Origin of the sequence: Streptomyces sp. 2-1 (genome assembly GCF_048564895.1) — a bacterium.
Taxonomy (GTDB): domain Bacteria; phylum Actinomycetota; class Actinomycetes; order Streptomycetales; family Streptomycetaceae; genus Streptomyces; species Streptomyces phaeochromogenes.
In genome coordinates, this window is record NZ_CP183383.1 from 8662845 (window position 1) to 8687063 (window position 24219).

At 69.9% G+C, this 24219-nt stretch carries 19 protein-coding genes; 13 read left to right on the top strand and 6 right to left on the bottom strand.

The genetic code is table 11. The annotated features are described in order from the left end of the window. Positions 1-55 precede the first annotated feature (55 nt). Together treY and glgX are read right to left on the bottom strand one after the other, a co-directional pair. Complete coding sequence (treY, locus tag ACN20J_RS38155) at positions 56-2461, bottom strand: malto-oligosyltrehalose synthase (RefSeq protein ID WP_419667662.1); 2406 nt, start codon at positions 2459-2461, stop codon at positions 56-58. Between the two features lie 185 nt (positions 2462-2646). Further along, positions 2647-4770 carry a glycogen debranching protein GlgX gene (gene glgX / locus ACN20J_RS38160; protein ID WP_361922305.1) on the bottom strand — a complete coding sequence of 708 codons (2124 nt, stop codon included), beginning with the start codon at positions 4768-4770 and terminating at the stop codon, positions 2647-2649. A gap of 179 nt (positions 4771-4949) precedes the next feature. Between glgX and ACN20J_RS38165 the strand changes: the two genes are divergently transcribed. The 4 genes from ACN20J_RS38165 to ACN20J_RS38180 all read left to right on the top strand — a co-directional run bounded on the left by ACN20J_RS38165 (position 4950) and on the right by ACN20J_RS38180 (position 9412). Continuing rightward, a complete protein-coding gene (locus ACN20J_RS38165; protein ID WP_189845534.1) occupies positions 4950-5765 on the top strand; it encodes a Tat pathway signal sequence domain protein in 816 nt (271 codons plus the stop codon). Positions 5766-5866: 101 nt separating this feature from the next. Beyond that, complete coding sequence (locus ACN20J_RS38170; protein WP_189845533.1) at positions 5867-7186, top strand: copper amine oxidase; 1320 nt, start codon at positions 5867-5869, stop codon at positions 7184-7186. A 102-nt stretch (positions 7187-7288) separates the two neighbouring features. After that, positions 7289-8521: an SAV2148 family HEPN domain-containing protein gene (locus tag ACN20J_RS38175; protein ID WP_055616093.1), complete on the top strand. Its 1233-nt coding sequence runs from the start codon at positions 7289-7291 to the stop codon at positions 8519-8521. A gap of 162 nt (positions 8522-8683) precedes the next feature. After that, on the top strand, positions 8684-9412 hold the full coding sequence (locus ACN20J_RS38180) for a 3'-5' exonuclease (protein ID WP_189845532.1): 729 nt from the start codon (positions 8684-8686) through the stop codon (positions 9410-9412). 9 nt (positions 9413-9421) lie between these two features. Here the strand turns inward: ACN20J_RS38180 and ACN20J_RS38185 are convergent, their stop codons facing one another. Then, positions 9422-10426, bottom strand: coding sequence for a DMT family transporter (locus ACN20J_RS38185; RefSeq protein WP_419667663.1), 1005 nt, complete (start codon positions 10424-10426; stop codon positions 9422-9424). A 126-nt stretch (positions 10427-10552) separates the two neighbouring features. Between ACN20J_RS38185 and ACN20J_RS38190 the strand changes: the two genes are divergently transcribed. After that, complete coding sequence (locus ACN20J_RS38190) at positions 10553-11455, top strand: LysR family transcriptional regulator (protein WP_419667664.1); 903 nt, start codon at positions 10553-10555, stop codon at positions 11453-11455. Positions 11456-11514: 59 nt separating this feature from the next. Here ACN20J_RS38190 and ACN20J_RS38195 read toward each other — a convergent pair whose 3' ends face one another. Next, positions 11515-12366 (bottom strand): phosphotransferase enzyme family protein, encoded by an 852-nt coding sequence (locus ACN20J_RS38195; protein ID WP_419667665.1) that lies wholly within the window; start codon positions 12364-12366, stop codon positions 11515-11517. Positions 12367-12577: 211 nt separating this feature from the next. Here ACN20J_RS38195 and ACN20J_RS38200 point away from each other — a divergent pair, with 211 nt between their 5' ends. From ACN20J_RS38200 to ACN20J_RS38225, 6 genes are all read left to right on the top strand, one after another. Continuing rightward, positions 12578-13543, top strand: a complete 966-nt coding sequence (locus ACN20J_RS38200) for a carbohydrate ABC transporter permease (RefSeq protein ID WP_419667666.1) — start codon at positions 12578-12580, stop codon at positions 13541-13543. After that, positions 13540-14373, top strand: a complete 834-nt coding sequence (locus tag ACN20J_RS38205; RefSeq protein WP_419667667.1) for a carbohydrate ABC transporter permease — start codon at positions 13540-13542, stop codon at positions 14371-14373. Before ACN20J_RS38200 ends, ACN20J_RS38205 begins: the two co-directional genes overlap by 4 nt. Before the next feature lie 5 nt (positions 14374-14378). Next, entirely contained in the window at positions 14379-15674 is a 1296-nt protein-coding gene (locus ACN20J_RS38210) for an ABC transporter substrate-binding protein (protein WP_419667668.1), read from the top strand. A 490-nt stretch (positions 15675-16164) separates the two neighbouring features. Then, entirely contained in the window at positions 16165-16947 is a 783-nt protein-coding gene (erm, locus tag ACN20J_RS38215; protein WP_361922292.1) for an ErmE/ErmH/ErmO/ErmR family 23S rRNA (adenine(2058)-N(6))-methyltransferase, read from the top strand. Next, positions 16944-18227 carry a macrolide-inactivating glycosyltransferase gene (mgt, locus tag ACN20J_RS38220; protein ID WP_361922290.1) on the top strand — a complete coding sequence of 428 codons (1284 nt, stop codon included), beginning with the start codon at positions 16944-16946 and terminating at the stop codon, positions 18225-18227. The genes erm and mgt overlap by 4 nt, the downstream gene beginning before the upstream one ends. Before the next feature lie 331 nt (positions 18228-18558). Beyond that, positions 18559-19566, top strand: a complete 1008-nt coding sequence (locus tag ACN20J_RS38225) for a CDP-alcohol phosphatidyltransferase family protein (protein WP_364183147.1) — start codon at positions 18559-18561, stop codon at positions 19564-19566. Between the two features lie 76 nt (positions 19567-19642). On the opposite strand, the gene ACN20J_RS38230 is transcribed toward ACN20J_RS38225, so the two are convergent. Next, positions 19643-21940: an MMPL family transporter gene (locus ACN20J_RS38230; RefSeq protein WP_419667669.1), complete on the bottom strand. Its 2298-nt coding sequence runs from the start codon at positions 21938-21940 to the stop codon at positions 19643-19645. A 474-nt stretch (positions 21941-22414) separates the two neighbouring features. On the opposite strand from ACN20J_RS38230, the gene ACN20J_RS38235 reads away from it, so the two are divergent. Together ACN20J_RS38235 and ACN20J_RS38240 are read left to right on the top strand one after the other, a co-directional pair. After that, complete coding sequence (locus tag ACN20J_RS38235; RefSeq protein ID WP_419667670.1) at positions 22415-22972, top strand: DUF1697 domain-containing protein; 558 nt, start codon at positions 22415-22417, stop codon at positions 22970-22972. Further along, positions 22965-23348 carry a nuclear transport factor 2 family protein gene (locus tag ACN20J_RS38240; protein ID WP_361903714.1) on the top strand — a complete coding sequence of 128 codons (384 nt, stop codon included), beginning with the start codon at positions 22965-22967 and terminating at the stop codon, positions 23346-23348. Before ACN20J_RS38235 ends, ACN20J_RS38240 begins: the two co-directional genes overlap by 8 nt. Here ACN20J_RS38240 and ACN20J_RS38245 read toward each other — a convergent pair. Beyond that, entirely contained in the window at positions 23320-24219 is a 900-nt protein-coding gene (locus ACN20J_RS38245) for a transglutaminase-like domain-containing protein (protein WP_189845520.1), read from the bottom strand. The genes ACN20J_RS38240 and ACN20J_RS38245 overlap by 29 nt on opposite strands.

Sequence of the window (24219 nt, forward strand, 5' to 3'; positions counted from 1 at the left end):
GCGGGCGCGTCCCGTGCCATCCGCCGGGCGCCGCCGGGCGCCTTCGGTCACCCGCTCACCCGGAGCCGGCGTCCGAGTCGTTGCCGACCCGCTCCAGCAGCACCACGGGCAACGGTCCGAAAAGCTCCTCCACGCGTGCGTGCCCCGTGAACTCCCGCCCCGGAGCGAGCACGTCCGCCCACCGCCCCGCGGGCAGCGCCAGCAGCGTGTCGCGCCAGCCGCCCGCCTCCTCCAGGCGCAGCGACAGCCGGGTGACGGCCGTGACCACCTCCCCGGAGCGTACGAACGCCACACAGTGCGCGGCGCCCGGACCCTCCGCGGGAAGCGGAGCGTAGGTCGCCGACTCGCCGAAGACGGCGGGCCGCCGCCCGCGCAGCCGCAGCGCGCCCCCGGTGAGCGCCGCCTTCTCGGCGGACAGGCCGACCGGGTCGACCGGCGGGAAGTCCGCGGGCCGCCGGTTGTCCGGGTCCACCAGCGCCCGGTACTCGACCTCCGTGCCCTGGTAGAGGTCCGGCACGCCCGGCATCGTCAGATGGACCAGTGCGGCCCCCAGGACGTTCGCCCGCACATGTGGCTCGACGGAGCTCCTGAACGCGGCCACCAGCTGCCCGGGCGTCCCGCACGGCCCCGCCTTGAGGAACTCCGCCACGGCGGCCTCGTACGCGGGATCCTGCTCGGTCCACGAGGTGCCGAGGCCCGCCTCGCGGACGTGCTTCAGCAGCGCGCCCTGGAGCCGCTCCCCGGCCGCGGGACCGAGCCCGACCGCGGTCTGCCACGCGGCCCAGGCCACCTGCGGATCCGGCGCGCCGATCCCTTCGGCCGCCGTCCACCCGGTCACCTCGGCCAGCAGGTCGGCCCAGCGCGACGGCATCTGCGTGAGCACCGAGATCGCCGCCCGTACGTCGGCGCTGCGCTTGGTGTCGTGCGTGGACAGGACGGTGCCGGTGGCGGGCCAGTCGCGCTGCACGCGCGCGCAGTACGCGTGGAAGTCCTCCGGGGACACGGCCGGGGACCCCGGTTCGCCGCCCACCTCGGTCGCCGACAGCAGCGGAACGTACCGGTAGAACGCGGTGTCCTCCACGGACTTGGCCCGCAGCGCCGACGCGGTCTGCGCGAACCGCGCCCGGAACGCCTCGTACTCGGGCCCTTCACCGGCCCTGCCGAGCACCAGATCCCGTACGAGATCGACGGCCTGGGCCTCCTCGGGCACCTTGAAGGCCAGGCGCGCCTCGTCGGCGGCCTCCTCGGTGACGACCGACGCGGCGTCCCCGGAGGTGTAGGGCCGGTAGACCTCCATGCGGACGAGGAGCTCCCGCAGCGCGGTCCGCAGGGCCCAGGGGGCGCGGTCGCGCAGCGCGGGGTCGGGCGAGGTGCGGCACAGGCGGTCGGCCTCGCGCGTGAGCCGGTCGACCTCGGCGGCCAGCTCGTGATGGACCACCTTGTACGCGGCCCGCCGCACTGTCGCCTCCCAGACGCCCCCACGGTCGGGCTGTGGGGCCGCGAACCGCCGGTACTGGCCGAGGAGTTCCCCCGCGCCCGCCGGGTCCGTGAAGAGGCCGTCCACGTGCCGCAGCGCGTCGTAGCCGGTGGTGCCCGCGACCGGCCAGGCGGCGGGCAGCGGCTCGCCGTCCGCGAGGATCTTCTCGACGACCGTCCAGCGCCCGCCCGTCGCCTCGTTCAGACGGCGGAGGTACGCGTCGGGGTCGGCGAGGCCGTCCGGGTGGTCGATCCGCAGCCCGTCGACCACACCCTCGTCCAGCAGCTGAAGGATCTTCCCGTGCGTGGCCGCGAACACCTCCGGGTCCTCCACGCGCACCCCGATGAGCTCCGAGATGCTGAAGAACCGCCGGTAGTTGAGCTCGGTACGGGCCAGCCGCCACCACCCCAGCCGGTACCACTGCGCGTCCAGCAGCCGGGGCAGCGGCAGCTTCTCCGTGCCGGCCCGCAGCGGGAACACGTGGTCGTAGTAGCGCAGGACGTCCCCGTCGACCTCCAGGGCCCCGCTCTCCGCGCCGAGCGGCTGCCCCAGCACGGGCAGCAGCATCCGCCCCTCGTGGGCCCGCCAGTCGATGTCGAACCAGCGCGCGTACGGCGAGTCCGGACCCTCGCGCAGCACCTCCCACAGGGCGTGGTTGTGGCGCGGGGCCATCGCCATGTGGTTCGGCACGATGTCCACCACGAGGCCCAGACCGTGCTCCCGCGCGGTGCGCGACAGGGACCGCAGCCCCGTCTCGCCGCCCAGTTCGTCGCGCACGCGCGCGTGGTCCACGACGTCGTAGCCGTGCCCCGAACCCGGAACCGACTCCAGGACCGGCGACAGATGCAGATGCGAGACGCCGAGCGAGGCCAGATACGGGACGGCCGCCTCGGCCGCCCCGAAGGGGAACTCCGGTTGCAGCTGGAGCCGGTAGGTGGCGGTCGGCGCGGCGGGGGCGGCCGGGTCGGGACGCTCAGGTGTCATGGGAACCTACGTACCCGCCTGGGGGCGGTTTGTGCCATCGACACGCCTGCGCTCCGCGGGGGGCGCCGATTGAAGGTGCGGGTTCGCCGTGGCTGGGGTGCGCAGTTCCCCGCGCCCCTAAAGGCGGCGGCGGTGGTACCTCGCGCCTCAAAGGGCGCGAGGTACCACCGCCGCCAGTGATCCGTCTACGCCGGTCGCTGCAGCACCATCATGCTTCTGTCCACCAATGACAGGCGGTCGCCCGCCTGGACCTTCGCGCCTGTGCCTCGTTCCAGGCCGGTCGGCCGGGCCGTGTCGACGACTACCTGCCACTGGCGGCCGTGGTTGACCGGTACCACGAACTCCAGGGTCTTCGGAGAGGCGTTGAACATCAGCAGGAAGGAGTCGTCGCTGATGCGCTCTCCGCGTGGTCCCGGTTCCGAGATCGCGTTGCCGTTGAGGAACACGGACAGGGCCCGCGCCTGTGTGGAGTCCCAGTCGCGCTGGGTCATCTCCTCGCCCTCGGGGGTGAACCAGGCGATGTCCGACAGATCGTCGTGGGTGCCCTCCACGGGCCGGCCGTGGAAGAAGCGGCGCCGCCGGAACACCGGATGGTCGCGGCGCAGCCACACCATCGCGCGCGTGAACTCCAGCAGCTCGGCGTCGCCCTCACCCTCGGTGTTCTCGGGCCACGGCACCCAGGACAGCTCGTTGTCCTGGCAGTACGCGTTGTTGTTGCCGCTCTGCGTGCGCCCGAACTCGTCGCCGTGGCTCAGCATCGGCACGCCCTGGGAGAGCAACAGCGTCGCGGTGAAGTTGCGCATCTGACGCGCCCGCAGCTCCAGGACCTGCGGGTCGTCGGTGTCGCCCTCGGCGCCGCAGTTCCACGACCGGTTGTGGCTCTCGCCGTCGCGGTTGTCCTCGCCGTTCGCGTCGTTGCGTTTCTCGTTGTACGACACCAGGTCGTGCAGGGTGAAGCCGTCGTGACAGGTGACGAAGTTGATGGACGCCAGCGGGCGCCGCCCGTCGTCCTGGTAGAGGTCCGAGGAGCCGGTCAGCCGCGACGCGAACTCGGCGAGCGTCTGCGGCTCGCCGCGCCACATGTCCCGTACGGTGTCGCGGTACTTTCCGTTCCACTCGGTCCACAGGGGTGGGAAGTTGCCCACCTGGTAGCCGCCCTCGCCGACGTCCCAGGGCTCGGCGATCAGCTTCACCTGGGAGACCACGGGGTCCTGCTGCACCAGGTCGAAGAACGACGACAGCCGGTCCACCTCGTGGAACTGCCGGGCCAGGGTCGCCGCCAGGTCGAAGCGGAACCCGTCGACGTGCATCTCGGTGACCCAGTAGCGCAGCGAGTCCATGATCAGCTGGAGGACGTGCGGGGAGCGCATGAGCAGCGAGTTGCCCGTCCCCGTGGTGTCCATGTAGTAGCGGGGATCGTCCGTCAGGCGGTAGTACGAGGCGTTGTCGAGGCCCTTGAAGGACAGCGTCGGCCCCAGGTGGTTGCCCTCGGCGGTGTGGTTGTAGACCACGTCGAGGATGACCTCGATACCGGCCTCGTGCAGTGCCCGTACGGCCGACTTGAACTCCAGGACCTGCTGTCCGCGGTCGCCCCAGGAGGCGTACGCGTTGTGCGGGGCGAAGAAGCCGATGGTGTTGTAGCCCCAGTAGTTGTTGAGGCCCATGTCGACCAGACGGTGGTCGTTCACGAACTGGTGAACGGGCATCAGTTCCAGTGCCGTGACGCCCAGTTCGGTCAGGTGTTCGATGATGGCCGGGTGGGCGAGGGCCGCGTACGTGCCGCGCAGCTCGTCGGGCAGCCCCGGGTGCCGCATCGTCAGGCCCTTCACATGGGCCTCGTACAGGAGCGTGTGGTGGTACTCGGTGCGCGGGCGCCGGTCGTCGCCCCAGTCGAAGTACGGGTTGACCACCACGGAACTCATCGTGTGGGGCGCCGAGTCCAGGTCGTTGCGCTTGCCCGGTGACCCGAAGTGGTAGCCGTACACCTCCTCGCCCCATTCGATGCCACCGCTTATGGCCTTCGCGTAGGGGTCGAGCAGCAGCTTCGCGGAGTTGCAGCGCTGACCCCTCTCGGGCGCGTACGGACCGTGCACACGGAAGCCGTACCGCTGGCCCGGCATGATGCCGGGCAGGTACGCGTGCCGTACGAACGCGTCGGTCTCGCGCAGCTCTATCGCCGTCTCCGAGCCGTCGTCGTGCAGCAGACACAGCTCGATCCGGTCGGCGGCCTCCGAGAAGACCGCGAAGTTGGTGCCGGCGCCGTCGTACGTGGCACCGAGTGGGTACGCCTGTCCAGGCCAGACCTGCATGGATGCAACTCTTCCAGTTGTGCGGCGTCGCCGGGGGCGACTCCCGCCCGAGTCTCCCCGAAAGTGATGGAACCACCTATGACTTACGTCCCTCTTACCGAGCGACCAGTGCATACGCGGTATGCCGAACCAGTGGGACTCGAGCGACTCCTAGAGATTCAGGGGGAGTAGGGGGAAATGTGCGCACGATAGTGCACCGCCATCTGGGCAAGATGGTGGCGGGTGCGGCCATCGCGGTCGCCGGGACCGCCGTCATGGTCGGGATCACCCTGCCGGGCTCGGCGGGCGCCGACGACTCCGGTGGCGGCAACGGGGCGGGCCAGACCTCACAGCAGGCCGGACAGGGCCAGGACCAGGCTCAGGGGGCCGTGCAGCCCGGCGTCGTCGAAGAGGCCCCGGCCGAGGGCGACAAGGGCAAGGGGCGCGACCCGCTCACCGACGACGAGACCGAGCGGGTCGAGAAGCTCGCCCTCGACCGGCAGCTCTTCCGCTCCAGCGAGAACGTCGAGGGCGACAAGGGTCCCCAGCGGATCACCGTCGACCTCGCGGAACCCGACGAGAGCGAACTGGACGACCCGAACGCGCCGCGCCGCGCCGAGGTGTCGTTCTACGACTACAAGGACGACTCGCTCGTCACCAAGACCGTGAACCTCGACACCGGCAAGGTCGAGGGGACGGACACCCAGCACGGCGTCCAGCCGCCGCTCAGCCGTGCCGAGACCGTCGAGGCCGCACAGCTCCTGATCGCCGACCGGCTCGGCGCCGGCCTGAAGGCCGACTTCAAGGACTCCACAGGCAAGGAGCTGACCTCTCCCGACCAGCTGATGCTCAACAGCATGGTCTACCGGGCGAACGCCGGCACGCCCGCGGCACTCGCCGACTGCGGCAAGCACCGCTGCCTGCGGCTCTTCGTGAAGGCCAAGAACGGCCCCTGGATCGACAGCCGTGACCTGGTCGTCGATCTGAGCGCCCGGAAGATCGCCAAGGTCGGCTGACCTTCCGTTCCGTTCAGCCTCTCGCGTTCACCGGCCTCGGAGCACCGGGGGGTCGGTTCACCTTTCCAACTTTCCTGCTTGTGCAAGGGAGTCACTTCTTCATGCGCGTGAACAGCATCAACCGCGCCCGCAGGCGGACGGCGGTGGGCCTCTCGGTGGCCGCCCTGACCGTCGGCGCCACCACGGCCGCGGGACCGGCCGTCGCCCAGCCCAAGGCCGCCCCCGCGGCCGCCGCCGACTGCAGTGCGGCGTACAAGATCGAGCAGACGCTCACCACCGGCACCAAGTGGTCGATGTGCTGGCACTACGAGAGCGAGGCCGGGCTCGTCCTGGAGAACATCTCGTACCAGCCCAAGGGCGAAGCGGCCCCCATACGTGTCCTGACAAGTGCGAAGCTCGCCCAGATCCACGTCCCCTACGACGACGGCTCGGTCGAGTACGACGACCTCACCGGCGCCGGATTCGGCCAGGGCCTGATGAACATGGCCCCCGGCGAGTGCCCCGGCGGCACCATCAAGACGGTCAAGGTGCCGGACTCCTGGGACCCGGAGCACCCGGACGTCAAGGGCCTGTGCACCACGACCCGTTCGCGCGGTCACGCCTACCGCATGCAGGGCGACTCGGCGAGCAAGGTCTTCCAGCAGCAGGGCAAGGACCTGCTCGTCTACACCGTCAACCAGGTCGGCTGGTACGAGTACATCACCGAGTGGCGCTTCTCGGACGACGGCGCGATCAACATGAACGTCGGCGCCACCGGCAGCCTCTCGCCCGGTGACTACGACGCCGGTGACGGCCGCGGCTGGCCGATCGGCAAGGGCGCCAAGGCGTACGCGACCAGCCACAGCCACAACGTCTTCTGGCGGCTCAACTTCGGCCTCGACGGCAACTCCAAGAACAAGGTCGAGCAGTACGACTCCGTGGTCAGCCCGCCCGCCGCCAACGGCGAGGCACCGCGCAACAAGACCACCCGCAAGGCGATCACCAAGGAACTCGCGGGCGACGCCAAGAACATGCGCTGGTGGCGCGTGGTCAGCACGACCGGCAAGAACAAGGACGAGCACGCCCGCTCGTACGAACTCGTCCCGGGCGCCACCTCCAAGTACCCGGGCCGCAGTTTCACCAAGCACGACGTCTATTTCACCCAGTACAAGAAGTGCGAGCAGTTCGCCAGCAACAACCTGCGCAACTGCGGTACCGGAGCCGGTAAGTCCGTCGACAAGTGGGTCAACGGACAGAACCTCACGCACCCCGTGGCCTGGGTGAACATCGGCTTCCACCACGTCGCCCGGGACGAGGACCAGCAGCCCATGCCGGTCCACTGGCAGGGCTTCTCCATCGCCCCGCGCGACGTCACCGCTATGAATCCGCTCACTCCGCCGGAGCTGGCCGATCAGAACGGCAGGCCGGACAACGGTAGTTGAGAAACGACCTGTCCATCCGGCTGCACCGTCGGCCGCTCCCGGAGTACCCTTCCTTGATCGTTGGCTGGGGGAGTGCTCGGGGGAGCGGAAGGCGGTGCGCGGGTGGGGTCCGGAGGGCTGGAGTTGCCCCCTGGTGACGGCGGTCACGAGGGGAGCTCCACGGATGCCCCACCGGGCGCGGTGTCCCTGGCGCGACCGATGGAAATCGGAGCGGAGCTCGACTGGGGCGCCGACGCCTGGCGCGAGGTGCGTACGCGCGCCCAGCGGGCCGGCCGGGCCTACATCTGGCTGAACCTCGTCGAACAGCGGCTGCGCGCGGTCGTGGCCGCTGTTCTGCGCCCGATCTACGAACCCGTCCACGGCGAGGACGACTGGGTGGTCGCCGCCGCCGGACCCGCCGGGCAGGAGTGGGTGCAGCGCGCCGTCGCCGTACGCGAAGTCAGCCGCCGCAAGGGCTACTTGCTCGACCCCGCCGACGACAACGTCCTGAGCTTCCTCACGTTGCCCCAGCTGCGCGAGCTGATGGTGCAGCACTGGCCGTGCTTCGAGCCGTACTTCGACGAGCGCCGGGACGTCGAACTCGCCCTGGACGAACTGGAAGTCACCCGCAACGTCGTCTCGCGCAACAGGGCGCTGTCCGAGGCCGTCCTCGCCCAGGCCGAGCGCGCCTCCGCCAAGCTCCTGGAGATACTCGGCGCGGGCAGCGACGTACCGTCCGCGCGCCGGCTCCCCGTCGACGCGGTCGAGAACCTGGTCGGCGACCGGTACGCGGACGTGGTGGGCGTGCACTCGGACCGGGTGCGGCTGATGCGGCAGTTCCCCGCCGAGGACATCTTCGGCGGAGCGCGCCGCCTCGACGCCATCGGCATCGGCCTCAACCTCCTCGTGCAGAACTTCTCCGGACGGCGGCTCGTCAGACTGGCCGAGTCCGGCTGCCGGGTGCGGCTGCTGTTCCTGAACCCCGCCTCCAGCGCGGTCAAGCGCCGCGAGCGTGAACTGGGCATCAAGCGGGGCGAGTTGAGCCGCTCCGTCGAGATGAACATCCTGCACATGCGCCGGGTCCGGGCCCGGCTGCGCGATCCCGGCGCCTTCGAGATCCAGGTCTACGACGAGACGCCCCGCTTCACGGCGTACCTCGTCGACGGGGACGGCTCGGACGGCATAGCGGTCGTGCAGTCGTATCTGCGGCGGACGCGCGGGATGGAGGCACCGGTGCTCGTGCTGCGCGGCGGGGGGCGGGTGTTGAAGCCGGACGAGGTCGGCGAAGAAGGGCTTTTCGGGACGTATCGCGAGGAGTTCGAGGTGGCTTGGGCCGATTCGCGGCCTGTGTCCTGACGGTTCCCGTCACGGGCTTGTGTCCGGCTTCGCGGCCGGCCCGGTGGCAGGCCTGGTGACGGGGCCTGATGAGCGTCAAGCGGAATGCGGTCGTCGGATTGTCAGTGGCCCATGGGATCGTGGAGGTCATTGGGGGATCGCACCACGAAGAAGGGGGCCGGCATGGGTTGGCACGGGGAATTGCTGGTCGGCTTCGACCTGGAGACGACCGGGACGGATCCGCGCGAGGCGCGCATCGTCACCGGGGCCGTGATCGAGGTCAGGGGGACGGAGCCGGTCGGGCACCGAGAATGGCTCGCCGACCCGGGAGTCGAGATCCCGGCGGACGCGGTGGCGGTGCACGGGATCAGCAACGAAAGGGCGACGGCCGACGGCAGGCCCGCCGACCAGGTGGCCGACGCGATCGCCTCGGTCCTCGTCTCGTACTGGCAGTCGGGCGTCCCGGTCGTGGCGTACAACGCGGCCTTCGACCTGACGCTGCTCTCCGCCGAACTGCGGCGGTATGGACTGCCGTCACTGCGCGACCGGCTCGGCGGGGTCGATCCGGCGCCGGTCATCGATCCGTACACGATCGACCGCTCGGTGGACCGCTACCGCCGCGGCAAGCGGAATCTCGAAGCGGTCTGCGCGGAGTACGGGATCGCGCTCGACTCCGCCCACGACGCCTCGGCGGACGCCCTGGCGGCGGCCCGCCTCGCCGGCGCGATAGCCGCCCGCCATCCCAAGGTCGCGGCGCTCGGCCCGGCGGAGCTGCACCGCCGCCAGATCGAGTGGTACGCGGAATGGGCGGCCGACTTCCAGGCCTTCCTGCGCCGCAAGGGGGACGCGACGGCGGTGGTCGACGGGGTGTGGCCGCTGCGGGACTTGGCGGACGCGGACGAGCGGGTCTGAACCGGTCGTTCACACCGGCCGTTGGGCCTCCTCGGCGTCCTGGCGCTGCGCCGGGAGAGCCTGCGGGATGAGGGTGTCCTTGAACTGCGGGTCCGCTGTGGCTGGTCGCGCAGTTCCCCGCGCCCCTGACGGGGCTTTGGCCCGGTGGGCGCGTTCGATCGCCTGGCCCCAGTAGGTTCCCGTGACCAACAGGGTCGCGCCGAGGGCGGTGACCGGGGTGAAGTGGTCGCCTGCGAGGGCGATGCCGACCGCGGCGGCCCAGATCGGTTCGGTGCCGAGGAGGAGGCTGGCGCGGCTCGCCGAGGTGCGCTGGACGGCCCAGGTCTGCGCGAGGAACGCGAACACGCTGCAGAACAGGGCGAGATAGAGCAGCTGCGCCCAGCCCGCGACGCCGATGTGGGCGAGCGTGGACAGTTCGCCGGACGCGGGCAGCAGGAACAGCGCCGAGCCGACGAGGGTCTGCACGGTGGTCAGCCGCAGCGGGCGGATCGCACGGTTCACGGTGAGCCGTCCCACGAGTGCCACATGCACCGCCCGGATCAGCGCCGCGGCGAGCATCAGCAGATCGCCGAGGCGGGGCGCGTGGAAGCCGTTGCCCGACATGAGCAGGCCGACGGCCAGCAGACACACGCCGGCCGCCGCGTAGAAGGACAGCGGGAGGCCGCCGCGGTGGCCCGAGCGGTCCAGGAGGGGAGTGATCACGATGGTCAGGCTGATGATGAGCCCCGCGTTCGCGGCACTCGTGTGGGCGACGCCGTACGTCTCCACGACCAGGACGGCCGCCTGGGTGACCCCCAGAGGCACGCCGATCCGGAGCTCGTCGCGGGTCCACCTGCCGGACTTCCGGTCGGCGGCGACCAGACCGAGACAGGCGAGCGCGGACAGGGCGTACCGCGCGAACAGCACGACCAGGACTGGCAGTACGGCGGTGGCGGTCTGGGCGGACAGATAGCTGGAACCCCAGACGAGGGCGACAAGGAGGAGTACCGCATCGGTACGGCGGGCATCGGGCACGCGCTCACCCTGCACCGTCCACGTCCCTGTAGCCCAGAGCCAACTTCTTAAACGATCCTTTAGCATCCCTACATCGGAAGCCATCGGGAACGACGCGATCCCTGGGACGAGGACTGGGACTAGGACATGGACGAACGGCAGCTGAGGATCCTGCGTGAGCTGGGCGAACTCGGCAGCGTCACCGCGGTCGCCGAGGCGCTGCTCGTGACGCCCTCGGCGATCTCCCAGCAACTGCGGCTGCTGCAGCGCGCGATCCCCGTCCCGCTCACCGAGCGCCAGGGGCGGCGGCTCGTACTCACCGACGCCGGCCAGGCGCTGGCCGGGGCGGCGATCGAGGTGGAGACGGCGCTGGAGCGCGCCCGGCACACCGTCGCGGAGTTCGTCGACCGGCCGGACGGCGAGGTGTCGGTGGCGGCTTTCCACAGCGCGGCCTCGGCGTTCTTCCCGCTGCTGCTCCAGGCGCTCGCCGCGCCCGGCGGGCCACAGCTGTCCCTCGCCGACGCGGATGTCACACAGGACGACTTCCCGCCGCTGACCAGGGAGTACGACCTCGTGCTCGCCCACCGCCTCGAACACACCCCGGGCTGGCCGCGCACGGTCACGGCCACCACCCTCCTGCGCGAACCGCTCGACGTGGCGATGCCCGCCGACCACCGGCTGGCCGTCAAGCGTCGGCTCACCCCGCGCGACGTGGCCGACGAGCCCTGGATCACGGCACACGACGGCTTCCCGGTGGTGGCGACCATCGACGCCATCGCCACGGCCGCGGGCCGTCGCGTCCGCCTCGCCCACCGCATCAACGAGTTCGCGGTGGTCGCCGAGGTCGTGGCCGCCGGCGGGGGCCTCGCCCTGATGCCCCGCTGGACGACACGCCCGCACTCCGCGCTGGTGCTCAAACCCCTCAGCGGCGTCCAGGCCCGGCGCCACATCGACGCGCTCCACCGCCCCGAACGCACGGCCCGCAAGGCCGTACGGACGGTACTCGCCGAACTGCACCGGACGGCCGAGACGATCCGCGACCGCAGCTGACGCGCCCATTTTGGGCTCGGTTCGCCTCCGGGGCGCCACAACCGGTGTCGGGAGCGGCCTCAGAAGGGATACCAGCGAACCGTTTCGTCGCCGTCCCGCAGTGACGCCACCCGGCGCTCGAACTCCGCCAGCGCCTTCGGATTGGTCGGTGCGTGCTGGGAGACCCAGGCACAGCTGGCCGTCTCGCGGGCCCCACGCAGCACCCCGCAGCCGTCCCACTCGCGTACGTCCCAGCCGTACGTCCGGGTGAACGCGTCGTACGCCTCGGCGGGCAGCCCGTACCGGTCGCGGGACAGCGCCATGACCACGAGGTCGTGTTCGCGCAGGTCGGTTGAGAAGGTCTCCAGGTCGACCAGGACCGGCCCGTCGGGACCGATGTGGACGTTGCGGGGCAGCGCGTCCCCGTGGATCGGGCCCGGCGGCAGATGCGGGGAGAGCGCGGCGGCGGCCGTGGCGAAGCCGTCGCGCCGGTCCCGCAGGAACGCGGCGTCCGTCGGGTCGATCGCGTCGCCCGCGAGCCGCAGCCACCGCTCGACGCCGCCCAGCAGCTCGCGGCGCGGCAGCGGGAAGGCGGGGGAGGGCAGCGCGTGCACCATGCGCAGCAGCCCGGCGAGATCGCCGGGTTCGGCGGGACGTACGGGAGCGGGCAGCCGGTGCCACACGGTCACCGGGTGACCGGTCACGGACCGCGCCTCGGACTCGGCGGCCCGCACCGCGGGGACGCCCGCCTCGGCGAGCCAGACGGCGATGGCCAGTTCCCGCCGCGCCCGGTCGAGCAGCTCGGCGTCGCGGCCCACCTTGACCACCAGGTCACCGGCGGCGAACACGGCGTTCTCGCCCAGCGCGAGCAGCTCCGCGCCCCGCTCGAACCCCGCCTCGGCGAGCACGTCCCGCGCCTGAGCCTCGTCCATCACTCGCCTCCCGTGGAGTCCGTGTTTCCCGTGGGTCTCGTCGCGTCGGCGGTCGAGATCACGCCATACGCCGCCCAGTGTCGCATTCACACTGGTGAGAGCCCTCGGGAGGGTGTGTGCGCTGTCTTGACGGCGTGTCAGTACGTCAGCACGATGACGGGGGCCGCCGGGACGGCCAGACCCGCACGAGCCGCCCAGAGGAGCTGATTCCGTGACATCGGCGACCGTGAGGAAGCGGTCAGTGAAACGGTCGGCGAGGGCTGCGCCGGGCGGAGGCAGAGGCGGAGGCGGCGGCGCGCGGGACCGTCTCGTCGACCACGGCGCGTGGTTCCTGGTGCTGCCCGCGCTGATCCCGATCCTGGTGCTCAGCGTCGGACCGCTCCTCTACGGCATCGCGCTGGCGTTCACCGACTCCCAGTCGGGCCGCACCGAGCCCACACAGTGGATCGGCACCCTCAACTTCCAGGACCTGCTGCACGACACCCTGTTCTGGGACTCGTTCCGGATCGGCCTGTTGTGGGCGGTGGGGGTCACGGTCCCGCAGTTCCTCCTCGCCCTCGGCCTCGCCCTGCTGCTCAACGAGAACCTCCGCTTCCGCTGGCTGGCACGGTCCCTCGCGATCATCCCGTGGGCGATGCCCGAGGTGGTCGTCGGCATCATGTGGCGGCTCGTCTACAACCCGGACGCGGGCATCCTCAACGAGACGATCCGCGACCTGGGCCTGGGCGACGGCCGCGACTGGCTGAGCGGGCTGGCCACCGCCCTGCCCGCGGTGATCGTGGTCGGCGTCTGGGCGGGCATGCCCCAGACGACGGTCGCCCTGCTCGCCGGACTGCAGAACACACCGCGCGAACTGCACGAAGCCGCCGCGATGGACGGCGCGGGCGCCTGGCGCCGCTTCCGCACGGTGACCTGGCCCGCCCTCAAACCGGTCGCCCTCGCCATCACCGCGCTCAACTTCATCTGGAACTTCAATTCCTTCGCCCTGGTGTACGTCCTCACCAACGGCGGACCCGGCGGGCGCACCCGGCTGCCGATGCTGTTCGCGTACGAAGAGGCCTTCCGCTACGGGCAGTTCGGGTACGCGGCGGCGATGGGGTGTGTGATGGTCGCGGTGATCTCGGTGATCCTCGCCCTCCATCTGGTCGGCCGGCTGAGGGGAGGCGAGGACACGTGAGGACTCGGAAATCGGCGCGCGCGGGCCAGTACCTCGCGCTCCTCGCCTATCTCGTCTTTCTCGCCTTCCCGTTCCTCTGGCTGATCTCCACCGCCTTCAAACCGCCGCGCGAACTGGGCAGTCTGCATCCGACCTGGATCCCCAAGGATCCGACCCTCGCCAACTTCCGGCAGGCCTTCGACGAACAGCCGCTGCTGGAAGCCGCGTCGAACTCCCTGACCGCGGCGGTCGGCGCGGCGGTGATCTCCGTACTGATCGCGACCCCGATGGCGTACGTCATGGCCCGGCACCGCACACGGCTCGCGAGGGCCGCGACCGGCTGGGTCGTGGTCAGCCAGGCGTTCCCGTTCGTGCTGGTGATCATCCCGCTGTTCCTGGTCCTGAAGAACCTTCGGCTGATCAACTCCGTACCGGGCCTGATCATGGTGTACGTCGTGTGGGCGCTGCCGTTCGCACTGTGGATGCTCGTCGGGTACGTACGGGCCGTGCCGACCGAGCTGGAGGAGGCCGCGGCCGTGGACGGGGCCGGCAGGCTGCGGACGCTGGTCTCGATCACCGCGCCGCTGCTCGCGCCGGGGATCGTCGCCACGGCGCTGTTCGCGTTCATCAGCGCGTGGAACGAGTTCTTCTTCGCGCTGGTGCTCCTCAAGACCCCGGAGAAACAGACCCTTCCGGTCGTCCTCACGCACTTCATCGGCGCGGAGGGCGTGGCGGACCTCGGGCCCCTCGCGGCCGCCGCGTTCCTGGCGACCCTGCCCTCGCTGGTCGTCTTCGCGGTCATCCAGAAACGGATCACGGGCGGGATGCTCGCCGGGGCGGTGAAGAGCTGATGGGGATGAAGCGGACGAAACGGCTCGTCGCGATGGTGGTGATGCTGCTGCTCATGGGCAGTGCGGCCTGCACCGGCGATGACGGCGGTTCGGAGGACGGCAGGATCACCCTCCGCTTCCAGTCCCTCGCCTGGCAGGAGGAGTCCGTCGACGTCAACAAGGAACTGGTGAAGGAGTGGAACGCCACCCATCCCGACGTCAAGGTCGAGTACGTACAGGGGAGTTGGGACAGCGTCCACGACCAGCTGCTCACCTCCTTCGAGGGCGGTGAGGCGCCGGACATCATCCATGACGCCTCGGACGACCTCGCGGACTTCGCGTACGGCGGTTATCTCGCGGATCTGCGTGACCTGCTGCCCGAGCGGCTCAAGTCCGACATCCCGCAGCGGAGTTGGGAGACCGTGACTTTCGGCGACGGGGTCTATGGCGTGCCGTTCCTCCAGGAGCCGCGGGTTCTGATCGCCAACGCCAAGTGGCTTCGGGAGTCGGGGGTACGGATTCCCACGCCTGAAAAGCCGTGGAGCTGGGACGAGTTCCGGGCGATCACCGATGAACTCGGGGGTGAGGAGGGGAAGTACGGTGTGGCCTGGCCGTTGAAAGAGCCTGTGTCCGCCACGCTCAACCTGTCGCTCTCGACCGGCGGGCAGCTGTTCCACCGGGGCTCGGACGGCAAGGTGCGGATCCGGTTCGGGGCGGGTGACGAGGTGGTGCCCCGGACCATTCACGACCAGGTCAACACCGATGGCAGCGCGTCGAGTTCTACGCTCGGCAGCGGTGGGTCCGACACGCTGCCCGGCTTCTTCGGCGGCAAGTACGCGATGGTTCCGCTCGGGTTCTCCTACCGGCAGCAGATCGTGCAGCAGGCGCCGAAGGGCTTCGAATGGCAGGTGCTGCCCGCGCCTGCCGGTGCGGATGGGCTCACTCAGGGGGTGAGCCCTCAGACTCTGTCCGTCGCGGAGGACAGTCCGCACAAGGAGGAGGCCGCCGCGTTCATCGACTTCCTGCTCCAGCCGCGGAACATGGTGCGGCTTGCGCTCGGCGACTGGATGTTGCCGACCGGTACGGGGGCGCTCCGGGATCCGGCGCTGCGTGTCGAGAAGGACGGGTGGGCGATCGGGGCGGGGCTTGCGCGGTATCTGCGGTCGGCGCCGGCGCAGTCCGTGCGGGGGTATCCGGAGTGGAAGGACAAGGTGGCTACGCCTGCGTTTCAGGAGTACTACAGCGGGGCCATTGGGCTTGGGGAGTTGCGTGAGCGGTTGGTGGGGGACGGGAATCTTGTGCTTGCGCGGTATCAGCGGTGACGGTTCGCTGCGGCTGGGCTTGGGGGTCAGGGGGGCTTGGTGGGTGCGGGTGGGTGGGTGTGGCTGGTTGCGCAGTTCCCCGCGCCCCTAAAGACGGCGGGTCACCTGGCCCTTGGATAGAAGTGCGGGGTGTCTCTGGGAGGTGCGCGGTTCCTCGCGCCCCTGAGTGGGGCACCGGGGTGAAAATTGGTTGGCCTCGGCCGGAGCGGGCGTCTAGCGTGCCGGGTGTGGGTATCAATGCGATTTTTTCTTCCGGTCTTGGCCGGGGTTGTGCGTACGCCATTCGGATGCGTCGTGCCCCCGGTGCCCTGACCGGACCGGGGAGCTGCGCTCGCTGACGGCTTTTGCCGCAGGGGTGCCCCCTCTTACGTACGCCTTGAAGCAGGTGCGCGGCTGACGCGTGCCCGTCTGCGCGCGTCCTTTTCTTGCCTTCCGGTCGGGGCCTTCGTCTGCCCGTTTTCGCCTTTACGGAAGACAAGGACCGCAGGCCATGGCCCGCCCCACCCACGTTTCGCGCGCGCTCTCGCAGAACTTCCTCACCGACCGCGCCACCGCAGACCGCTTCGCCCGGATCGCCGTACCGAGGCCGCACCGTCAGCCCCTGCTGCTCGAAGTGGGCGCGGGCAAAGGCGCGCTGACCGAGGTGCTCGCGCCCCGCTGCCGGGAGTTGCTCGCCTACGAGATCGACCCACGGCTCGTGCCCGCCCTGCGCGCCCGTTTCTCCGGGACGCCTCAAGTGCGGGTGATCGGCGGTGACTTCCTCGCCGCACGGCCACCGGGCGGCCCCTTCTCCGTCGCCGGGAACGTGCCCTTCTCGCGTACCGCGGACGTCGTCGACTGGTGTCTGCGCGCTCCCGGTCTGATGGATGCCACGCTCCTGACCCAGCTCGAGTACGCCCGCAAACGCACCGGGGACTACGGGAGTTGGACCCTGCTCACCATCCGCACCTGGCCGCGCCACGAGTGGCGGTTCCTCGGGCGGGTCACCCGGACCAGGTTCCGGCCGGTGCCCCGGGTCGACGCAGGAATCGTACGCATCGAGCGACGCCGTACCCCGCTGCTCGACCCGACCGCCTACGAGGACTGGCGGCACCTGGTCGAGCTGGGCTTCTCGGGGGTCGGTGGTTCGCTGCATGCCTCGCTGCGCAGGGCCCACCCGAGGCGCCGGGTGGATGCCGCGTTCCGGGCCGCGTGTCTCGACCCTCGTGCGCTCGTCGGGGAGGTGCCGCCCGAGCAGTGGCTGGGGCTCCACGACGTGCTGGGGGCGCGATGAGCCGCGTACGAGAGGAGGCCGCAATTGAGTTGTACGAGACGTCTCGTCTTGTTTATGGTCGGCGCATGCCCACCCCACACCCCGCGCACATCGCCATGTTCTCCATCGCCGCCCACGGGCACGTGAACCCGAGCCTCGAGGTGATCCGGGAGCTCGTCGCCCGCGGGCACCGGGTCACGTACGCGATTCCGCCCGCCTTCGCCGAGAAGGTCGCGGAGACGGGCGCCGAGCCGAAGCTCTGGAACTCGACCCTGCCGTCCCCCGACGACGACCCCTCGGCATGGGGAACCACGCTCCTGGACAACGTGGAGCCCTTCCTGGCCGACGCGATCCAGGCGCTTCCGCAGCTCATCGAGGCGTACGAGGGCGACGAGCCGGACCTCGTACTGCACGACATCTCCTCGTACCCGGCCCGTGTCCTCGCGCACCGCTGGGGCGTCCCGGCCGTCTCGCTCTCGCCGAACCTCGTCGCCTGGGAGGGGTACGAGGAGGAGGTCGCCGAGCCCATGTGGGCCGAGCCGAAGAAGACCGAGCGGGGCAGGGCGTACTACGCGCGCTTCCAGGCGTGGCTGGACGAGAACGGGGTCGCCCAGGACCCCGACTCGTTCGGCGGCCACCCTGCCCGCTCCATCGTCCTGATCCCGAAGGCCCTCCAGCCGAACGCCGACCGGGTCGACGAGTCGGTGTACACCTTCGTCGGCGCCTGCCAGGGCGACCGTTCCGCCCAGGGGGAGTGGCGGCGGCCCGACGGCGCCGAGCGCGTCCTCCTCGTGTCCCTGGGTTCCTCCTTCACCAAGCAGCCAGCCTTCTACCGCGAGTGCGTGAAGGCGTTCGGTGATCTGCCGGGCTGGCACATGGTGCTGCAGGTCGGCAAGCACGTCGAGGCCGCGGAGCTCGGCGAGGTCCCGGGGAACGTCGAAGTGCGGGACTGGGTACCGCAGTTGGCGATCCTCAAGCAGGCCGACGCCTTCGTCACGCACGCGGGCGCCGGCGGCAGCCAGGAAGGGCTGGCCACCGCCACGCCGATGGTGTGCGTGCCCCAGGCCGTCGACCAGTTCGGCAACGCGGACATGCTTCAGGCGCTCGGCGTCGCCCGGCACCTGCCGATGGAGGAGGCGACGGCCGAGACCCTGCGCGAGGCCGTACTCACGCTCACCGGAGACCCGGACGTCGCACGGCGGCTCAAGGAGATCCAGGCGGGAATGGCGACGGAGGGCGGCACCGCACGCGCGGCCGATCTGATCGAGGCGGAAATCCCCAAGAGCGCGACGGGCGCATGACCGAATCTTTACCGAGATTGGAAGGGGCGTGATCACGTCACCGTCAGCGAAATCGGGTGACCGTCCGCGAACCGCCGTGACCGTGCGCGAAATCGGAATTCCCACGGGTCACGGTTGTACGCCAACGGTGAAGCCATGGCGCCCATTGGATAACGGGACGGTCATTCGGTAACGCTCGGATAACGCCGCATCCGCCGGATCGGGGCATCGACCGGGTTATGGAGTTGGACGGCTACCCCCTGTCAAAGGTTGCACAGGGCACTTCTTGTTCCTTGTCTGAACACCTTCTTAGCGTGAGGTGAACTCACTACGAACGCTGGGAAGTTGATCTATGCGCCGAGACATACCGCCCCTCGCCGAGGTGCGTCGCATCACCGAGAAGAAGCGTGACGCGTGGTGGACCGTGCTGCTCGTCGACCCGGTGGCCACACCGCTGGTGAGGCTCACCGCGATGCGCACGAGGATCACGCCGAACCAGATCACCTGGGGGGCGTTCTTGCTCGGCCTGGTCTCGGCGGCCTGCTTCGCCTTCGGCGACTGGCGGTGGCTGATCGCCGGCGCCCTCGTCTACCACCTGAGTTTCATCCTCGACTGCATGGACGGGAAGGTGGCCCGGCTGACCGGCCAGGGCTCCGTCTTCGGGGCCTGGCTGGACTTCGTCTTCGACCGGATCCGGGTGGCGCTGTGCGGGGTCGCGCTGATGGCCGGGCAGTACGACCGCACCGGTGACACGGTCTACATCTGGCTGGCGCTCGCGGTCGTCGGCCTCGACACGCTGCGGTACATCAACTCCCTGGAGATCTTCAAGATCCGCTACAACATGCGCAAGCAGATCAAGGCGCGGGTACGGGAGGCCCGCCGCGCGGAGAACTCCGCCGAAGTCGCCTTCATGGAAGACCTGTTGCGCAACAATCCCTCGGCGGACATCGAACACGACATCCGCAAGACGTCGAACGTGTCCGCAGCGGGTTCCGAAGCAGGCTCCGAGCCGGGTTCCGAACCGGGTTCCGAAGAAGCCACCGACGTTTCCCAGAAGCCCCAGGGCCAGGTCATCGACCTCCAGCAGGAGTTCCGCCACCGATTCCCGGTCTATCTCCGGATGCGGTCCTACCTCCTGCGCCACCGGATTCGTACGCACCTGGTGAGCGGCATCGAATTCCAGATGGGCGTCTTCATCGTCGGCCCGCTCCTCGACGCGGTCATCGAGGCGACCCTGGTCTCCGGCGCCCTGCTTCTCGTCTTCGAACTCGCCATCATCTACAAGCTGTTGCTCTCCACCCGCGACTTCACCCGCACCATCGACTCCTTCGACCGGGACGAGGTGGCCACGGCGGCCTGATCCGGCGGGCCGCACACGACGGCGTGGCCGGGGCGAGTGCCCCGGCCACGCCGTTGCTGTGCGGTGGTTCAGGTCGTCAGACCCCGACCCTCTCCCCTTCGACCGCCGGAGGCGGCGGCGAGGCCGCGGCCTCGGGGGACTCGTCGTGGCTGAGGTCCGGCAGGCGGTTCAGCCACTTCGGGAAGTACCAGTTGCGCTCGCCGAGGAGGGCCATGACCGCCGGGAGCAGTACACCGCGGATGATCGTCGCGTCGATGAGGACCGCTGCCGCGAGGCCGACGCCCATCTGCTTCATGGACTGCATGGACAGGGTGCCGAAGATCGCGAAGACGGCGACCATGATGACGGCGGCGCTGGTGATGACACCGGCCGTGGTGACCACCCCGTGCTGGATGGCGTCCCGGGTCGTCAGCCCCCGCATCCGCGCTTCACGGATACGCGAGACGACGAACACGTGGTAGTCCATCGAGAGCCCGAAGAGGATCACGAAGAGGAACAGCGGCAGCCAGGTGATGATGGCGCCCACACCCTCCGCGCCCACCAGGGACGCGCCCCAGCCGTGCTGGAAGACGGCGACCAGGATGCCGTAGGCCGCCCCCACCGAGAGGAGGTTGAGGACGATCGAGGTGATCGCGATCGTCAGCGAGCGGAACGACAGGAGCATCAGCAGGAAGGCGAAGACCACGACGAACGCGAACACCGGCGCCACCGCGCTGACGAGCTGGTCGTTGAAGTCCTTCGAACCCGCCACCTGACCGGTCACCGGCGCCTCGACCCCGTCGACCTTGCCGAACGTCGCCGGACGGACCTCGTCGCGGATGATCTCCAGGCTCTTCTCGGCCTTGTCGAGGTTCGAACCGCCCACCAGCGGTACGTACACGAAGGCGACGTTCTGCGAATCGTGCACCGTGACCTCGACCGGACCGCGCGAGGCACCCGAACTGACCGCCTGCTCACGGAAGTCGGCGATCGCGGACTTCACCTCGGCGGAGTTGATGTCGGCGGCCTTGACGACCACCTCGGCCGGGTCGGAACCACCCGGGAAGGCCTCGTTCACCCGCTCGTACGTCGCCACGATCGGCAGCGAGTCGCCGAACTCCTGGTCCAGCGTGAGGTTCTGGGTCTTCATGCCGAGTGCAGGGGCCGCGATGGCCAGCAGCGCACCGGCCGCGACGACCAGTGAGATCGCCGGCTTGGACAGCACCACCCGCAGGACGCTCGTCCAGAACCGGCTTCCGTTGTCGCCCGAACGGCCGTTGCCCGAAGTGCCGTTGTTGGAACCGCCGTTGCTCTTGCGGCGCTTGTCCGGGTGCAGGAACGGGATGCGCCCCTTCTCGACCCGCGTACCGAGCAGCGAGAGGACCGCGGGCAGCACCGTCACCGAGCCGACCATGGCGACCGCCACGACCATCAGAGAGGCCAGACCCATCGCCTTGAAGGTGGCGATTCCGGTGAACAGCATGCCCGCCATCGCCACGCACACCGTGACACCGGAGACGATGATGGCGCGACCGCTGGTCGCCGCGGCGATCCGCAGCGCGGTCTCGGGATCCCGGCCCGCCGCGCGCTCCTCGCGCTCACGCCGCAGATAGAACAGGCAGTAGTCGACGCCGACCGCGAGGCCCACGAGCAGCATCACGGAGCTCGATGTGTCGTCCATCGGCTGGATGTGGCTGACGAGCATCATCAGGCCCATCGTGGCCACGATCGCGGTGATCGCGAGCAGGACCGGCACCAGGGCCGCCACCAGCGCGCCGAACGCGACCAGCAGGATGCCGAGGGCCACGGGGACGGCGGAGTACTCGGCCTGCTTGAAGTCGTTGCCGAACGCGTCGTCGAACGTCTTGTTCATGCTGGCGCCGCCGATCTCCTCGATCAGCACCGACCCATGATCCTTCTGCACCCCCTCGACGGCCTTCAGCACGGGCTCCACCCGTTCGCCCGCCGTCTCCGCCTCGCCGCGCATGTCGAACTGCACGAGGGCGCTGCGGCCGTCCTTGGAGATCGTGTCCGTGTCGTACGGCGACGTCACGTTGGTCACCTTGCCGGTGCCCTCGACCGCCTTCATCACGGCGTCGACGGCGGCGCGAAACTCGGTGCTCGTCGCCTTGACGCCCGCGTCCCTGCCCTGGACGAGCACGGTCTCCCCGGCCGGCTCGTCGATCCCCGCTTCCTCCGCGATGGCCGCGGCCCGGCCGGTCTCGCCGCTGAGCTGGTCGCTGTCCTTGAGTTCGACCGTGCCCGCCGCAGAGCCGAGCCCCATCGCCAGAACGACGAACAGCACCCAGATTCCGACGGCCGCCCAGCGGTGCCGGGCACTCCAGCCGCCGGCCCGGGCCGCTATGCCCCGTACCCGCGTGTCTCTGTTACCCATGACGGGCTTGCCCCCTCGTCTCCGGTGCCGGCCCCCTGCCGGCACCTTCTGATTCGAAGGTATGGCGCGGATAAGGATCTCTCGTCGTGCTGCCCGGTGAGGTGCGGGGGGCCCGAGTCCTCCCCTCGGACCCCGTGACCTCAGCACTGAGGAGGATGAAAGCCCCTTACATGTAAAGCGGCATGTCGGGGGTCGTGATCAGGGTGTCCGGTCTGTGCCCGGTCGTTCCTCGGCCTGTGTCCGTCCTGTCCCTGGCCCGTCCCTCCGCCGGGTCCGATCTGCCGGGGAAGATCCTCTTTGGTGTTACGAAAGTTTGTTGAACAAGTCACAGCTGTGTGCGGGGGTTGAACTGAGCGCGCCCATCGGCCAGGGTTTTGAGCCAACCGACCGGTAACTTTCAGTGTCCGGCGGCCCGGAAGCCGCGGCCGTCGTGCCCACCCCCACGGGGCACGACGGCCGCTTTATGGTGTGCGGATGACTCAGGGCATGACGACGTACGCGGCACTGCTGCGCGGGATCAACGTGGGCGGCAGCAGGAAGGTGCCGATGGCCGAGCTGCGCACCCTCATGGAGGGCCTCGGGTACGACGGTGTCCGTACGTACCTCCAGAGCGGGAACGCCGTCTTCTCCAGCGACCACGGCGACGAGGACGCGCTCGCCGTGGAGCTGTCGGGGGCGCTGGAGAAGCACTTCGGCTTCACGGTCGACGTCCTGGTGCGCGACCACGCCTATCTGCGGGCCGTCCTCGACGACTGTCCGTTCCCGGCCGCCGACCTGGAGGCCAAGCAACTGCACGCCACCTACTTCTCCGAGCCGGTCGACGCCGAGCGCTTCGCGTCCATCGACCAACAGGCCTTCCTGCCCGAGGAGTTCCGTCTCGGCGACCGGGTCCTCTACCTGTACGCCCCCGACGGCCTCGGCCGTTCCAAACTGGGGGAGAACCTGTCGAAGCCCCGGATGACGAAGGGCGTCATCGCCACCAGCCGGAACTGGAACACCGTCACCAAACTCGTGGAGCTGACCAGTGGCTGACCACGGCCCCGCCGTCGAGGCGGCCATCGAGGGCGAACTGCGCCTCCTCGACCCGGAAATCCGCCGCTCGCCCGAACTCCTCGGGGCGCTGCTGCACCCCGACTTCCACGAGTTCGGTGTCTCCGGGCGGCACTGGGACCGGGCCTCGATCATCGGCTCGCTGGCCACGTCGAAGGAGCCGGGAATCGGCCCGGGCATCACCTCCCGGGTGAAGGGCGTCGAGCTCGCCCCCGACCTGGTCCACCTCACCTTCGACACGGAGCACAACGGCCGTCACGCGCACCGCAGTTCGCTGTGGCGGCGGACGGGGGAGGAATGGCTGCTGTACTTCCACCAGGGAACGCCGTTCAGCCCCGAAGGCTCTCGGGAAGCCTGACCTGGCGGACGCCGAGGTAGGTCGTGTGCGAGGTGATCTCCGCCGGGACGGTGAGGCGGGGGTCCGCGTACAGCCGCCGGATCTCCTCGGGTGACACGGCCTCCGTGGCCGTCGCCGCGGCCACCGCGTCGAGCAGCGCGAGATCGTCCGCGGTCACCTCCGGCTCGTCCTTCGCCGCCAGCCCCCACGCGTCCCACGGCAGCACCTCGACACCGCCGAGCGCCGCGAGATCCCGTACGACGTTGCAGCGTACGAACCACAGACCTTGCAGGGTGCCCGTGGGGAGGGGGATCCCGAAGGCGTCCGGGTCCGCGTCGCCCGCCCGGCACGCCTGCCAGGCGGCTCCGGCGACGAGGAACTGGTCCCGCGGGACGTCCAGCGGATCGAAGGGCACGTCGTACGCCCCGTCCGCCACCTGGGCGTCCGCGAGCCGCCAACTGCCGTCCGGCAGACGGTATTCGGTGACCCAGTGGTCCCCGTGGGTCACGGGGGAGGAGCCGTCCTCGAAGTACGTGGCGAAGCCGCACCGGGCGCGTGCGGGGGTGCCCGTCGCCCTCAGGAACGCGCACATCAGCAGCGCGAAGTCCCGGCACGTACCGGCGAACCGCTCGCCCAGCTCCCGGTGTTCGGTGAGCGGAGCCCGTGAGCGCTCGCGCAGGATCCGCAGGATCTCGCTCACGTACCGGGCCTCGGCGTCCTCGCGACGGCGCTCCTCGGGCATCGCGTACCCGAAGTGGCCGCCCTCCTCCCGGTGGATGAGCAAGTTCCGTACGAGGGCGGCGAGTTCACGCGGGTCGGCGGGCAGTTCGGCCGGTACGGCTCCGGGGTCGCTGTACGGGCTCTGCTTGAGGTGGAAGTCGTTGGAGTCCAT

Bases quoted from the DNA above. Each gene is read 5' to 3' on its own strand.
- ACN20J_RS38235 (WP_419667670.1), top strand. From the start codon at position 22,415: ATGACTCAGGGCATGACGACGTACGCGGCACTGCTGCGCGGGATCAAC.
- ACN20J_RS38170 (WP_189845533.1), top strand. From the start codon at position 5,867: ATGCGCGTGAACAGCATCAACCGCGCCCGCAGGCGGACGGCGGTGGGC.
- ACN20J_RS38245 (WP_189845520.1), bottom strand. From the start codon at position 24,219: ATGGACTCCAACGACTTCCACCTCAAGCAGAGCCCGTACAGCGACCCC.
- mgt (WP_361922290.1), top strand. From the start codon at position 16,944: ATGAGCCGCGTACGAGAGGAGGCCGCAATTGAGTTGTACGAGACGTCT.
- ACN20J_RS38190 (WP_419667664.1), top strand. From the start codon at position 10,553: ATGGACGAACGGCAGCTGAGGATCCTGCGTGAGCTGGGCGAACTCGGC.
- ACN20J_RS38230 (WP_419667669.1), bottom strand. From the start codon at position 21,940: ATGGGTAACAGAGACACGCGGGTACGGGGCATAGCGGCCCGGGCCGGC.
- ACN20J_RS38180 (WP_189845532.1), top strand. From the start codon at position 8,684: ATGGGTTGGCACGGGGAATTGCTGGTCGGCTTCGACCTGGAGACGACC.
- ACN20J_RS38195 (WP_419667665.1), bottom strand. From the start codon at position 12,366: ATGGACGAGGCTCAGGCGCGGGACGTGCTCGCCGAGGCGGGGTTCGAG.
- erm (WP_361922292.1), top strand. From the start codon at position 16,165: ATGGCCCGCCCCACCCACGTTTCGCGCGCGCTCTCGCAGAACTTCCTC.
- glgX (WP_361922305.1), bottom strand. From the start codon at position 4,770: ATGCAGGTCTGGCCTGGACAGGCGTACCCACTCGGTGCCACGTACGAC.
- treY (WP_419667662.1), bottom strand. From the start codon at position 2,461: ATGACACCTGAGCGTCCCGACCCGGCCGCCCCCGCCGCGCCGACCGCC.
- ACN20J_RS38210 (WP_419667668.1), top strand. From the start codon at position 14,379: ATGAAGCGGACGAAACGGCTCGTCGCGATGGTGGTGATGCTGCTGCTC.
- ACN20J_RS38225 (WP_364183147.1), top strand. From the start codon at position 18,559: ATGCGCCGAGACATACCGCCCCTCGCCGAGGTGCGTCGCATCACCGAG.